The organism is Bartonella quintana, from assembly GCF_009936175.1.
Classification (GTDB): domain Bacteria; phylum Pseudomonadota; class Alphaproteobacteria; order Rhizobiales; family Rhizobiaceae; genus Bartonella; species Bartonella quintana.
This window is the reverse complement of the sequence record NZ_AP019773.1, coordinates 495,314-510,303: the sequence shown is the minus strand read 5'-3', so window position 1 is coordinate 510,303 and position 14,990 is coordinate 495,314. Positions and strand designations below refer to the sequence as shown.

General features: G+C 39.8%; 9 protein-coding genes. 4 read left to right on the top strand and 5 right to left on the bottom strand.

Annotated features, from left to right (window positions below; genetic code table 11):
* Window positions 1–115: 115 nt before the first annotated feature.
* The 4 genes from MF1_RS01955 to MF1_RS01940 all read left to right on the top strand — a co-directional run bounded on the left by MF1_RS01955 (window position 116) and on the right by MF1_RS01940 (window position 6,539).
* Window positions 116–2,449, top strand: a complete 2,334-nt coding sequence (locus MF1_RS01955; RefSeq protein ID WP_161510347.1) for an ATP-dependent helicase — start codon at window positions 116–118, stop codon at window positions 2,447–2,449.
* 763 nt (window positions 2,450–3,212) lie between these two features.
* Window positions 3,213–3,794, top strand: a complete 582-nt coding sequence (locus tag MF1_RS01950) for an SCO family protein (protein WP_161510346.1) — start codon at window positions 3,213–3,215, stop codon at window positions 3,792–3,794.
* Window positions 3,795–3,825: 31 nt separating this feature from the next.
* Window positions 3,826–4,695, top strand: coding sequence for a 50S ribosomal protein L11 methyltransferase (locus MF1_RS01945; RefSeq protein ID WP_014924266.1), 870 nt, complete (start codon window positions 3,826–3,828; stop codon window positions 4,693–4,695).
* Window positions 4,696–4,712: 17 nt separating this feature from the next.
* A complete protein-coding gene (locus MF1_RS01940) occupies window positions 4,713–6,539 on the top strand; it encodes an aminopeptidase P family protein (RefSeq protein WP_014924267.1) in 1,827 nt (608 codons plus the stop codon).
* Between the two features lie 544 nt (window positions 6,540–7,083).
* Here the strand turns inward: MF1_RS01940 and ligA are convergent.
* From ligA to ftsZ, 5 genes are all read right to left on the bottom strand, one after another.
* On the bottom strand, window positions 7,084–9,243 hold the full coding sequence (gene ligA, locus MF1_RS01935; RefSeq protein WP_161510345.1) for an NAD-dependent DNA ligase LigA: 2,160 nt from the start codon (window positions 9,241–9,243) through the stop codon (window positions 7,084–7,086).
* A gap of 131 nt (window positions 9,244–9,374) precedes the next feature.
* Complete coding sequence (recN, locus tag MF1_RS01930; RefSeq protein WP_161510344.1) at window positions 9,375–11,036, bottom strand: DNA repair protein RecN; 1,662 nt, start codon at window positions 11,034–11,036, stop codon at window positions 9,375–9,377.
* Window positions 11,037–11,042: 6 nt separating this feature from the next.
* Window positions 11,043–11,936, bottom strand: coding sequence for an outer membrane protein assembly factor BamD (locus MF1_RS01925; protein WP_161510343.1), 894 nt, complete (start codon window positions 11,934–11,936; stop codon window positions 11,043–11,045).
* Window positions 11,937–12,106: 170 nt separating this feature from the next.
* The gene (lpxC, locus tag MF1_RS01920) at window positions 12,107–12,979 is read right to left on the bottom strand and encodes a UDP-3-O-acyl-N-acetylglucosamine deacetylase (protein ID WP_161510342.1); all 873 of its coding nucleotides are present in this window, start codon (window positions 12,977–12,979) and stop codon (window positions 12,107–12,109) included.
* Between the two features lie 216 nt (window positions 12,980–13,195).
* Window positions 13,196–14,965 carry a cell division protein FtsZ gene (gene ftsZ, locus MF1_RS01915; protein ID WP_161510341.1) on the bottom strand — a complete coding sequence of 590 codons (1,770 nt, stop codon included), beginning with the start codon at window positions 14,963–14,965 and terminating at the stop codon, window positions 13,196–13,198.
* Window positions 14,966–14,990 lie beyond the last annotated feature (25 nt).

Sequence of the window (14,990 nt, the reverse complement as noted above, 5' to 3'; positions counted from 1 at the left end):
CTTTTCTTTTTTGCGATCTCTGTCTCCTCATTCAACCGAAGGTGTTGTGGCTTCCTTGAGAAAAGTTTTTTTAGATCTAGCGCTCAAATCAAAAAAAGACTACACAAAAGGTACAATGAATAACTTTTTTGATCACATACCATTTTTCGAAGATGAATCCCCCCCCCATAAGCATGAAAATAACCCTGGGTTAACCGCCCATGCTGTAAGTACAAAAGAAAAAACACGATGTGACACTAATTATTTAGAAACACTTAACCCAGAACAACGACAAGCCGTCATAAATACAGAAGGGCCTCTTTTAGTTCTTGCGGGTGCTGGTACTGGAAAAACACGTGTTCTCACTACTCGCATTTCTCATATTTTACGCTCTGGGCTTGCTTCCCCTAAGCAAATACTCGCTGTAACCTTCACCAACAAAGCAGCGCTCGAAATGAAAATGCGTATTGGTGAACTTATTGGTGAAATTGTTGAAGGCATGCCTTGGCTTGGAACTTTTCATTCCACTGGTGCAAAGATTTTGCGCCGTCACGCAGAACTTGTTGACTTAAAAACCAATTTTACAATTCTTGATAACGATGATGTTATTCGTCTTTTAAAACAGCTTATTCAAGCTGAAGGATTAGATGATAAGCGTTGGCCAGCACGGTGTTTTGCAATGATGATTGATTCTTGGAAAAACCAAGGACTTTCTCCAGAACGTATTTCAGAAAGTGATGCCTATTCCTTCGGTAACGGCATGGGCCGTAAACTTTACTGCAGCTATCAAAATCGATTAAAAAGTCTCAATGCTTGTGATTTCGGCGACCTTTTGCTTCATTGTATCTCTATCTTTCAAAACAACCCAGATATTCTTCACGATTATCATTCCAAATTCCGCTATATTCTCGTAGATGAATATCAAGATACAAATACAGCGCAATATCTTTGGCTTCGCCTTTTGGCGCAACAACCCAAAGGACAACATGTGAACCTTTGCTGTGTTGGTGATGATGACCAATCTATTTATGGATGGCGTGGCGCGAAAGTCGATAACATATTACGTTTTGAGAAAGATTTCCCTCCTGCAAAAATTATTCGTCTAGAACGCAATTATCGCTCAACATCCCATATTCTTAAAACCGCTTCTCATCTGATTTCTCATAACCAAGGAAGGCTTGGAAAAGTACTTTTTTCTGATCAAATAAATATTGAAGAAGAAAAAGTAAAAATTCACGCAGCATGGGATTCGCAAAAAGAAGCGCGCGCCATCGGAGAAGAAATTGAACAAGCGCAACAAGCTGGTCATTCATTAAACCATATAGCTATATTGGTGCGTGCATCATTTCAGATGCGTGAATTTGAAGATTGGTTTGTAACACTTGGTCTCAATTACCGCGTCATTGGTGGACCACGTTTTTATGAACGAATGGAAATACGTGATGCCTTAGCTTATTTACGCGTTGTAGTCCAACCAGCTGATGATTTGGCTTTTGAACGCATTATCAACACACCTAAACGTGGCTTAGGAGATGCAACTTTACGCACCCTTTATGAGAGTGCACGGGCACGAGATATTCCTCTCTTTACTGCTGCTGCTGAAATAATTAAAACGGATGAGTTAAAACCCAAAGCACGTACTGCTTTGCGAAGCATTGTCGAAAATTTTCACCGCTGGCAAAATATGCTGCAATACACACCCCATAGAGAGCTTGCAGAAATAGTCCTAGATGATTCCGGCTACACAACTATGTGGCAAGAAGATCGCTCACCAGAAGCACCAACGCGACTAGAAAATCTCAAAGAAATGATCCGCTCTATGGAACAATTTGAAAGCCTTCATAGCTTTTTAGAACATGTTGCACTGATTATGGATGCTGAAAACAATGAAAATACCGATGCGGTTAACATCATGACTCTGCATTCAGCCAAAGGGCTTGAATTTGAAACAGTTTTTCTTCCTGGTTGGGAAGAAGGACTCTTTCCCCATCAACGCTCCTTGGATGAAAATGGCCGTTCAGGATTAGAAGAAGAACGACGACTAGCTTATGTAGGGCTGACAAGAGCAAAAAAATATCTGCATATATGGTTTGTATCCAATCGAAGAATTCATGGACTTTGGCAATCTACGCTTCCTTCTCGTTTTCTTGATGAATTACCAAAAGAACATATAGAAGTCGTAGAAATGGAAACATCTTATGGTGGTTATGGGAAATCGCATTTTAAACATCACACTCCCTTTTATAGTGATTATTCAACACCAGGATGGGAGCGTGCACAAAAAAACATTGAAGGAAAAATTGCCCAATCGGTCTTTCAGACACCCTCAGATTTTTCAATCAATGATCGTATTTTCCACATCAAATTCGGTTATGGCTATATCTCAGCAGTCGATGGTCATAAATTAACCATTGTGTTTGAAAAAGCTGGAGAAAAGCAAGTACTCGACAATTTTGTAAGCAAAGCTTAGCACAGAAATAATGAAACCAGCTTTTCAAACAAAAAATCATTTTTTATTTTCTTTTGAACACTATTTGCATTTACGAATATAAAAATCCCGATTAGCAGATTTTGTATATCAGACAACAAAATATAAATCTTATTCAATAGCCAATTCTACCAAGCCATATCCAGAATGTTTTCATTCATCTGAACAACGTATCTGTAAGCACTTTACAGAAACATCCACAACGATCGGTAAGGTGTAACATCTTTTCTGATAACAACATTGGCACCAATAATAGTGCTTTGTCAAACTGTCACCCCCGGCATCACTGTACTATGTCATACATCATACCCAACGATAACACGGCTTACCCAATACTTTTTGCGAAAGGAACTATCTAACGCTATATAGCGGAAATACCCATTAGGATGCCCTAGAACATTCCACTTACATGAAATGCAATAAAACGAAAACTGCCAATATCGCTATAAATAGCCCCCTATTTTATGCTCAAAATAAGAACACCCCCAAGATTAAATCACGCAACACCACCCGCTAAATGCCCACAGAGCTCCTCCATTTATAATTCTGCAACTGATACCATCATATTGAATGAGGCTCACGCACATAGAATCAAAGAGGCTTTTCAGTATTTGTTCATCTTTCATCAATTGTCTTTGTAATGAGAAAACAGATTGGTCAAGCAAACAAAATTAACCATGCAACAGAGATTGCAAAACTAACCCGCCAATGCTACAATTCCCCAATATTTTAAGAGAGTCAAACTATGAAGAATGTCATACGTATCTTAGGAATAACAATCATATTTCTTGCAAGCATTTTTATTTATGATGCATTTAAAAATAAACCCTTAGGTGATAATTTTACACTCATTGATTCTAATGGAAAAACTATCACAGAGGTTGATATTCGGAGCAAACCTTCAATAGTTTTCTTTGGTTTCACTATGTGCCCTGAGAGCTGCCCTACTACATTGACTAATCTTGATCGATGGCTTACAGAACTTGGCCCAAATGCGGATAAGTTAGGAGTATGGTTTGTTACTGTTGATCCTGAACGTGACACACCAGAAGTACTTCATGAATATCTTAGTAATTTTACAAATAAAATTATTGGGATCAGTGGAGATCCTGAAAAAGTTCATAAAATGGTAGATTCTTTCAACATCGTTGCTGAAAAAGTACCTGGAGCAGATGGAAGCTATACTTATAATCATACAGCAGCAATTTTTTTATTAAAAAAAGGTGGAAAGTTAGCTGGCGTTATTCCTTATAAAATTGAAGAAAACAACGATGAATTAAAAGATAATATCGCCATTGAACGGTTTAAAAAACTTATCTCAAATTAAATTCAAAAGTTGATTTAAAAGAAAGAGCAGCATGTCGCAGCAAATTCGTATATATTGGACTGCTTCCAAAAACGAAGCAGAACAGTTGTATGCTCTTATGGAAACAGCCTTTGATGAAGAAGGATATCCTCTCGCTCTTGCAGAGATAGATGAAAAAAATGCCATATATGAGCTTTCACTTTATGTAGACAAAAAAAGCCAAGCGAATGCTTTAAAACGTTTTGCAAGTATCATTTCTATAGATCCTGATAAAATTAACAGTGAAATTTTACCCGATATTGATTGGGTGCAGAAAAGTCTTGAAGAACTAAAGCCAGTATATGCTGGTCCTTTTTTTCTTTATGGAAACCATCACCGAAACGATATCCCACCTGATGTCTTGCCTATTGAAATTGAAGCAAATCAAGCTTTCGGTACAGGACATCATGGAACAACAGTTGGTTGTTTAGAGATGATTGCCAAAGTGATGCAAAATGAAAATCCACAAAATGCCCTGGATCTTGGTACTGGGAGCGGGATATTAGCCATTGGCATCGCAATGCTCAAACCTATTTCTGTACTTGCGTCCGATATTGACCCAATTGCTATTCGAATTGCCCAACACAATATCGAGCTCAATGGCGTAAAAAAATATATCACAGCTGTTACAGCAAAAAGTTTTAACCATGATGAAATTATATCACGCGCGCCCTTTGATCTCATTGTTGCCAATATTCTTGCCAATCCTCTCATTGAACTTATGCAAGAAATGGTACAGGCACTTCAAAAAGGTGGCTCACTCATCTTATCTGGAATTCTTGAAGAACAACATGCTCATGTTTTGGAGACTTATATAAAACAGGGACTAAAACATATTGAAACATATCACCGTCAGGGATGGGTTACTATACATCTGAAATAAAAGAAAAGGGCGTTGTTATGTATCAATCCTTTGAAGCTATAACAAATCCAGCTTATGCTGCAGAACGTATTTACTCTCTTCGTAAAGAACTTGATCGCCTTGGGCTAGATGGTTTTCTTGTACCACGTGCGGATGAACATCAAGGAGAATATGTCCCCCTCCATGCTCAACGTCTTAGCTGGCTCACTGGCTTTACTGGATCATCTGGTATCGCACTTATTTTAAAAAACAAAGCTATCATCTTCACAGATGGGCGTTATAAGCTCCAAGTTCGCCAACAAACTGATCCTCTTATTTTTGAGTATGAAGATCTCATGACGTATCCTCCTTCGCAATGGCTTGAAAAAAATGGGCAAAAACTTTCTATTGGTTTTGATCCATGGCTCCACACCATTGCCGCTACAACTGCATTGAGAAAAGCTTTAGAAATGAAAGCAAATGGCAAACTTGTAGCAATCCAAAAAAATCCCATTGATCTTATCTGGCATAATCAACCACAACCTCCGCAATCTGCCTTATCAATTCACCCTCTCAAATATGCAGGGTGCAATAGCGATGAAAAACTGATCTTAATCCGCCAAGATATCCAAAAAGCTAATGCAGATGCTTTTATTTTTACAGATCCCTCCTCTATTGCATGGATATTCAATATACGTGGTAATGATGTTTCCAACACACCTTTTGCTCTTTGTTTTGCTCTCATTCCACTCAAAGAAACACCAGTCTTATTCATTGACAGAAAAAAAATTGGTGAAGAACAGAAACGATATCTAGAACATTATGCAAAATTATATGAACCAGAACAACTGATTCTAACAATCAAAGATTATGTTCAAAAAGGAATGATTTTTGCCTTAGATCCACGGATCACATGCGAAAAATTACACATTGCTATTAAAGAAAAAAGGGGCTCTTTCATTACGCTTACTGACCCCGCTGCCCTACCACGTGCTGTTAAGAATAACATAGAATTAAGCGGCGCACGCAAAGCACATCTGCGTGATGGCGTAGCACTTATCCGTTTTTTTTCTTGGTTAGATAAACAAACACCAGGTACAACGAATGAAATTTCTGCTGCTCAAAAATTAGAAGAATTTCGCATAATGACAGCAAAAGAAATGGGAGAAAAACTTGAAGATCTGTCTTTTGATACAATCTCAGCAGCAGGTGCAAATGGTGCAATTGTCCATTATCGTGTAACGACCCAAACAAATAAACAACTGAATGCTGGTGAACTTTATCTCATTGATTCAGGTGGACAATATCGTGATGGTACAACAGATGTTACGCGCACAGTGGCAATTGGAGATGTTGGAACAGAGGAAAAACGCTGTTTTACTCTTGTTCTCAAAGGCATGATTGCTCTTTCAACCGCACGATTTCCACAAGGCACTCGCGGACAAGATATTGATGTCCTAGCACGTATTGCCTTGTGGAAAGCTGGTTTTGATTACGCCCATGGCACGGGTCATGGCGTTGGGTCTTACCTATCTGTTCATGAAGGACCACAAAATCTTTCGCGTAATGGCAGCCAAGAACTGATCCCAGGAATGATTCTTTCTAATGAACCTGGGTATTACCGCGAAGGAGCTTTTGGCATTCGTATTGAAAATTTAATGATTGTAAAGCCAGCACAAAAAATTAACGGTGGGGATATAGAAATGCTTTCGTTTGAAACACTCACCAATTGTCCTATTGATTGCCGGTTAATTCTCCCAGAGCTTTTGACACCACAAGAGCGACAATGGCTTAATGATTATCATGCTCACGTTTATCACATTAATGCATCTTACTTAAATGAAGACGACAAAAAATGGGCAAAAAAAGCGACAATGCCCCTTTAAATGAATCAGCTTACAATTTCTATAAAACATCGCTCTTTTCTTTTTCAAAAAGATGTAAACTTGCCATCAGAGAATATAGAAAATATTGCTTATACGAATAAAAGTGCACTTACAATATCCAGAAAATGGAACTCTCTAAAAAACTAAATAAGATCATAAATAACCAAAAGAAAGAAAAAAAATTATCAATATTTTTCTGTAACACAAAGGCAAAATATACCTCAAGTGAAAACGATGATCGTGAAGATTATAAAGGAAGATTCATTGAGCATCACCACACTTTACACTTATAACCTAACACCACAGCACCATAGTATATTTACCAGCTTTCAATGTTGCCACCTGCTCTTACATGAATATCCGTTCATCCATACGTCAGTCCTTCTTGTGATGTGCCCAAAAGTCGTTCTTATTTCTAAATAAGAGAATCTAGAATGAAAGAATATTACTGATCCGAGAATCCAGTTCAAAGAGAAACGATAAAAAATCTTTATAAATCAATGTCTTGTATATATGATCATACGCATATTCTTGAAAAGCCCTCCTAAATATAAGATCCCTCAATCAATTGCAACCAAGCCTCTTCATCGATAACCTCAACACCTAACCCTTGTGCTTTAGCCAATTTTGATCCCACTGCAGATCCTGCAACAAGAAGATCGGTTTTTTTAGAAAGAGAACCAGAAGTCTTTGCACCTAACCGTTCAGCTAGCGCTTTTGCTTCATCGCGTGACATACGCGCCAAAGTGCCTGTAAAAACGATAGTCTTTCCTGCTATTGGCGAAGAAGTTGTTATGACATTTTCTTCATCAAGAGGTGTTACTTCTCGAAGCAAAGCAGCCAAAACTTCTCGGTTATGCGCTTCTTGATAAAAATCAATAATTGCTTCACCTACCTGTGGTCCAATCCCTTCGATATTAATAAGTTCCAACCAAGCTTCATTGCCTTCTTCACCGACCTTATCATATGGCATGGTAGCTGCCATCGCTACAGTCTCAAACGCTGTATAATTCTGGTAAGCATGTGCAAGACGCCGTGCATTAACTTCCCCAATATGGCGAATTCCCAATGCAAATAAAAAACGGCTTAAAGGAACTTTTCGACGCATATTAATGGCATTATAAAGTTTACGAACTGAAACAGTACCAAAACCTTCCATATTTTCCAGACGTACCAGAGCTTTTTCTTGGCGACGTTGTAAAGTAAAAATATCAGCGGGTGTATGAATACAAAGCGCCTCATCTTGAATATGAAAAAAGAATTCCACTTGTTTTTTACCAAGTCCTTCAATATCAAAGGCATTGCGCGAAACAAAATGACGAATACGCTCAATCGCTTGTGCTGGACAAATAAGCCCACCAGTGCATCGACGCACAGATTCTCCCACTTCACGCACAGCATGACTCCCACAAGCAGGACACAGATGAGGAAAAACAAAAGCAGAGGCGCCCTTTGGACGCTTTTCAGCAATAATATCAACAATTTGAGGAATCACATCACCAGCGCGCTGAACAATTACTGTATCCCCTACGCGAATATCACGCCCTTCACGAATGGACTCACCTTTATGACCAATTCCCTTAATATAATCCTCATTATGCAAACTTGCATTGGTAACCACCACACCACCTATAGTAATAGGTGCAAGGCGTGCAACAGGCGTTAATGCTCCCGTGCGACCGACTTGAATATCAATGCCTTCCAAAAGCGCTATAGCTTTTTCTGCTGGAAATTTATGTGCAACTGCCCAACGTGGTGAACGAGAAACAAACCCCAAACGCATCTGTAGCTTCAAATCATTAACTTTATAAACAATTCCATCAATATCATAACTTAAGGAATGACGGCATTCTTCAATATCATGATAATATGAAATAATCTCTTCTAGTGTCTTAAAAGATTTTGTTAATGGATTGATAACAAAGCCATATTCTTTTAGCTTTTTCATCATCTCCATTTGGCTTGCTGCAAATGTTTCACTCACTTCACCACATGCATAAGCAAAAAAATGAAGCTTTCTGCTGGCAGTTATCCGTGGATCAAGCTGACGTAAAGAACCAGCTGCTGCATTTCTAGGATTAGCAAAAACGAATTTGCCCTTTTCTTGTTGGCTCATATTAAGGGCTTGGAAATTCTCCCGTCGCATATAAACTTCACCGCGAACCTCAATAATATCAGGAAATTCACCTCGCAAAACTTTTGGAATATCAGAAATTGTTCGTGCATTCGCAGTGACATTTTCACCTATATATCCATCACCACGCGTTGCAGCACATACAAGCCTTCCTTTTTCATAACGCAAAGACAAAGATAAACCATCGATCTTCGGCTCAGCTGCCATTTCCAATATTTGTGTTGCTGGAAGCCGTAGAAAACGACGAATACGTACAATAAATTCACAGATATCTTCAGAGCTAAATGCATTATCAAGTGAAAGCATTGCCTGGGCATGAACAGATTTTTCAAATTTTTCAGAAACCGGCGCTCCAATTTTATGTGAGGGAGAATCTGAACGAATAAGCCCGGGAAAGAGAGCTTCAATTTCTGCATTACGCCGGCGAAGAGCATCATACTCTGCATCAGAAATTTCAGGTTGGTCATCACGATTATAAAGTACATCATGACGTGCAATCTCTTTTGCCAACCACTCTAGCTCACTTTCTGCTTCAAGAGCAGTTAAGTTTTTAATTTCATCCTTGTTCATAAAAATCTATTTCAAATTATGGTCTATGGCCATAAGAATTTCAACTCTTTGTTATGAACAGAATCCAAATGAACACATGCTCGCCGCTGATATAATTGATTAAGCAATATTTTATCATTTATCAATTATGTCTACGCGAGAAGCTTTTGAGCAGCTGCACGCGCTTCTTCAGTAATCCGTTCTCCTGCTAACATGCGTGCAATCTCCTCTGCACGCTCATGCTCTTCCATTTTATGGATACCCGTAATAAAGCGCCCTTTGTCATCACTTTCAACCTTTGAAATAAGAAAATGACTATGCGCTTTAGATGCTACCTGCGGCGCATGCGTAATAGCAAAAACCTGAACATTTTCTGATAAATGCTGTAACCGTTGTCCAATCGCAGCAGCAACAGCTCCACCAACGCCTGTATCAATTTCATCAAAGATCAGCGTAGGAACGGAACCACGATCGGATAAGACAACTTTTAATGCCAATAAAAAACGAGACAGCTCACCCCCAGAAGCCACACTGAGCATTGGCCCCGCGCGGGTTCCAGGATTGGTCTGAACCCAATATTCAACACGGTCTATCCCTTCGGCACTCCGTCTTTCAGCATCACTTTGCATTTCAACGATAAATTTGGCCTTTTCCAACTTTAATGCTGGTAACTCAGCCATAACACTTTCAGACAAATGATTTGCTACTTCTCGACGTTTTATTGAGAGTGCTTTCGCTAATGTATCGTAATTTTTTTGTGCCTCCCTCTCCTCTTCTTCGAATCGTATCAATGTGCTCTGAGCTTCCTCAAAAGCAGTAAGTTCAGCATCCATTTTATCACGTAACTGTGTTAATTCATCCGCAGAAACGTGATATTTACGTGCAAAATCCCGAAGCGCAAAAAGGCGCTCTTCTATCTGTTCCAATTCACCAGGTTCAAAATCTAATGTCTGCATTGCAGTTTCAATACCTTCTTGTGCTGTTGCAAGGGCATGCAATGCATCATCAATGGATTTCACCACAGGCTCAATCATCGCTTGCGCTTCAGGAATTTTCCGCTCCAAACGCCTCACCAAATGAGAAAGAACTGGTATTGGGGATTTTGGACCACTTAAAAGATCATCAGCCTCCTTAATATCCATTGCTATTTTTTCTAATTTAAGCATATCTGCACGACGAAGGGAAAGAGCATCTTCTTCACCAACTTGAAAATCAAGCCTTTCAAGTTCTTCTACACACGCACGAAGATAATCAGTTTCACGCACAGAATTTTCTACTTTGAGACGTTGTTGTTGCAAACATTCTTCAAATTCACGCCATATCCGATAACACTGACGCAAATTTTCTGTTTCATCCTCAAGCCCACCAAAGGTGTCTAATAACTGGCGATGCGTAGCAACATCAACAAGCGCGCGATCATCATGCTGTCCATGAATTTCAACCAACATATGGCCAACATTACGCATCAACGCAACACTAGCCACCTGATCATTGATAAAGACACGGCTACGACCATCACTTGATTGCACACGCCGTAAGATAATATCGCCTTCATCATCAAAACCATTCTCACGAATAAGCTGGCGCGCAGGATGTGAAACAGGCACATCAAAAACAGCTGTCACTTGCCCTTGTGTTGCACCATGGCGCACAAGTGAAGCATCACCACGTCCACCAAGAGCCAGTGATAAAGCATCAAGCAAAATAGATTTTCCAGCGCCCGTTTCCCCAGTTAAAACCGATAAACCCGATGTAAAATGAATATCGAGCGTTTCGATCAAAACAATATTATGAATCGAAAGCTGTATCAGCATAGAGAATTAACGTACCTTATTCTTATCACCATTCAAAGCACGTGATATCCACGAAGATTTATGCTCCTGTGGAGATATACTATTTCTCTTTAGCAAATTGTAAGAAAATTTATACCACTCACTTTTGGGATAATTACGTCCTAAAATAGCTGCTGCGGTCTGCGCTTCCGTGGTTAAGCCAAGAGCAAGATTAACCTCCGTCAAGCGGAAAAGCGCTTCTTCAATTTGATTTGTATCGGAGTACTCTTCAACCACTTTACGAAATCTTCTACTTGCAGCAAGATAGCGCTGACCTTCCTCATAATAACGGCCAACCTGCATCTCTTTACCAGCTAACTGCTCCCGCCCAATACGTATTTTAGCTTTAGCATCCTTGACATACTCAGAATTCGGATAGCGCTCCACAAGAAGCTGCATAGCAGCAATAGCACGTTTGGTATCGCGTTGATCACGTGTAACATCAGGAATCCGACAGAAAGAAGAAAGACCAATAATGTAATAAGCATAAGCCGAATCATCTGACCCTGGATAAAGAGTAATGTAGCGCTGAGCCATGCTAATTGCTTCATCATATTTGGCGAGTTGGTAATTTGTAAAAGCACCCATCACTAAAGATTTACGTCCCCATTCAGTGTAAGCATATTGCTTTTCAATCGTAAGAAACTTTTTCGATGCCTCCCCAAGTCGCCCACTATCAAGATTAGCAAGTGCCTGATTATAGAGAACATCTGGTGGATCCATTTTTAAAACATATGCAGATGGATCAAGGGTATTTTTTTCTTTAAATAAGCATCCCCCTAACACACAGGTGCTCCCCAAAAGCACCACACCCAAGAGCTTACGTACAACGTCAGATTTCTTATATACTATATTTTCAATATATACGTGAGATTTTGTCATAGTTCTTCCGGACTCCAGAGAATGTTATCTTGTAACAAAAATTATTTCTTAAGAATTTTTATACCATATCGCTTTAAAAGCCACTAACCAATTTAGTAGCTTAGGTCAATCATCCCCTTAAAAATCGAACAGACTGCAAAAAAGCCTTTTCCATTTTTCTTTTACTCTCCTTACAAATGACTTTTTTCATAACACGATTCATCTGCCAAAACAGCTTTCACCAATTGCGAATTAATTCTATGCCCACTACAATACGAACGAAATAGTCCGATAAAAGGAGCTCCAAGCAAAGCAGTATCACCAATTGCATCAAGCATTTTGTGCCGAACACATTCATTCTTCCAATATGGACCCTCTGGATTCATGATTTTGTCATTAAGTCCGATAATAAGACAATTTTCCAAAGAAGCGCCTATCCCCTTTCCAGAAACCCATAATTTTTCCACGTCTTTGACAAAACCAAAAGTACGGGCACGTGACAAATCATCTCGAAAGCCTTGTGTGGTAAGGTCAAAATTTAAATGTTGTTTACCAATAGCAGAAGAAGGAAAAGAGATCGTTATATCAAAACAACGCCCTTCCAATGGTAAAAACTCTGCCACGCCACCGGTACCTTCAACCCGCAGGGGCTTTTTTATAATAAAATAGGAACGTAACGCATTTTGCTGTACAATGCCAACTTCTTCAAAACCTTGACAATACTGCCATGAAGAACCGTCCAAAATCGGGATCTCATGACTCGAGACTTCAATAACAAGATTATCCAAATTATAAGCGACGATTGCAGCCATCAAGTGCTCAATCGTTTCAATTCTTACATCTCCATATCCAAGCCCTGTTGATAATTCAGTTGCTCCAGTTTGTGATGCATGCGCTTGAAATATTTGCTCTGTTCCATCCATTCCAAAACGCTTAAAAACAATACCACATCCAACGTCGGCTGGACAAACCTTCACCACAGATAAACATCCACTGTGAACACCATAGCCCTTAAATGTCACTGCTTTTTTAAGAGTGGATTGATATTTCTGCGCTAGTTTCATCCTGTTACTTCATTGAGTAGTTTTTACATCTTTTTAAAATCTTTATAAAACCATAAAAACCATATCAATAGCAAATAGTAAACCCGCTTAGTAATAAGCGGGTTTATAAAAAACAGAGCATTTCATCCCCAAAGCATAGCATATTTTATCGTACAAAACTTTTATTGATCATATGAAAGAAGAAACGTATTGCCTTTCGTTCGAATTTTTTACCAATTAATTTACCTGACGACGCAAAAATGCTGGTATTTCCAACTGATCTTCTTCACTTATAAAAGTACGTTGATCTTGTGCTACATGGGGATGCAACTCACCAGAACGACGTGGAACATAAACAGAAGCATCTTGGGGAAATGCCTGAGAATTTTTATTATAAACATGCACGTTTTGCTGCTGAGAAGATCTCACAGCAGGCTCCAAGTGAGCTTGTGGCTCAGCTTCCTCACGATGTGTCAAGCTCTGTTTTAAACGCTGCCAAAGATTGCGAGGTCCTTGGTCAGCAGTAGATGACCTCTCACTTTGACCATGGGCAACAGAGGGAAAATCCTTTAACTCAGGCATACGCATCGGTGCTGAACGAGCCCGCATCTGTTGCATTTCCTTTTGCTGTACTTGATTTTCTTTCTGCTTAACCCCTATCATCTCATCAAGAATATGTGCTGTCGCCTCCATACTTACTGATGCGGCCATAGACTGCTGAGAACAACGGCTAAACTGCGGACGTGTCGCATTTGAAATCTGCCCATGGACGACATTTGATCCATAAGACACAGAATTTGCATTTCGTGCAGCAACTGTATCCACAGGCTGTGAAAAAATTTGACTTTTAGGGCGGAACTGTTCTCCAATTGATTTGCCCTTTTCTATTTCAAGTGCTTCTATTACTTCTACCATTGACTCAGAACGCAAGGGTGGTGATTGAAGATGAAAAGAAGTTTGAGGCATTCCAGGATCATTTTTACGAACTGAAGTCGCCTGTCTTTGAAGTTGAGGATGAGAAGGCTGAACCACATCATTAACCTCACGATCGATTCCTGTTGCAACCACAGAAACACGAATAACACCTTCAAGTGATTCATCATCAATAGCACCAAAGATAACATTGGCATCAGCATCAACTTCTTCGCGAATACGATTAGCTGCTTCATCGACTTCAAACAAAGTCATATCACGACCACCAGTAATGGAAATCAAAAGACCACGAGCACCACGCATAGAAGTATCATCCAACAACGGATTGGCAATAGCAGCTTCAGCAGCAGCCAAAGAACGCCCTTCACCAGATGCCTCACCAGTTCCCATCATCGCACGGCCCATTTCGTGCATAACAGAACGGACATCAGCAAAATCAAGGTTAATGAGCCCCTCTTTAATCATTAAGTCCGTAATGGAAGCAACACCAGAGTAAAGCACTTGGTCAGCCATAGCAAAAGCATCAGCAAATGTTGTTTTTTCATCTGCAATACGGAAAAGATTCTGATTGGGTATAACAATCAATGTATCAACAGATTTTTGTAATTCTTCAATACCAGCCTCTGCTGTTTTCATACGGCGAGCACCTTCAAATTGAAATGGCTTTGTCACAACACCAACAGTCAAAATACCTTTTTCACGAGCGGCGCGTGCAACAACAGGAGCTGCCCCTGTTCCGGTACCCCCGCCCATCCCAGCAGTAATGAAAACCATATGGGAATCTGCGAGATGGTCGATAATTTCATCAATACATTCATCAGCAGCCGCTTGTCCAACTTCTGGCAAAGCCCCAGCACCTAGACCTTCTGTCACTGCTGCGCCAAGCTGGATAACGCGTTCAGCCTTTGACATAGCCAAAGCCTGTGCATCCGTATTAGCAACAACAAAATCAACTCCTTGAAGACCAGCATTAATCATATTATTCACGGCATTCCCGCCACCACCGCCAACCCCGAAAACGGTAATGCGTGGCTTCAATTCCGCGATATCTGGCCGATGCAGATTAATCGTCATTTTCTTTTCCTTCTCATAAGACATC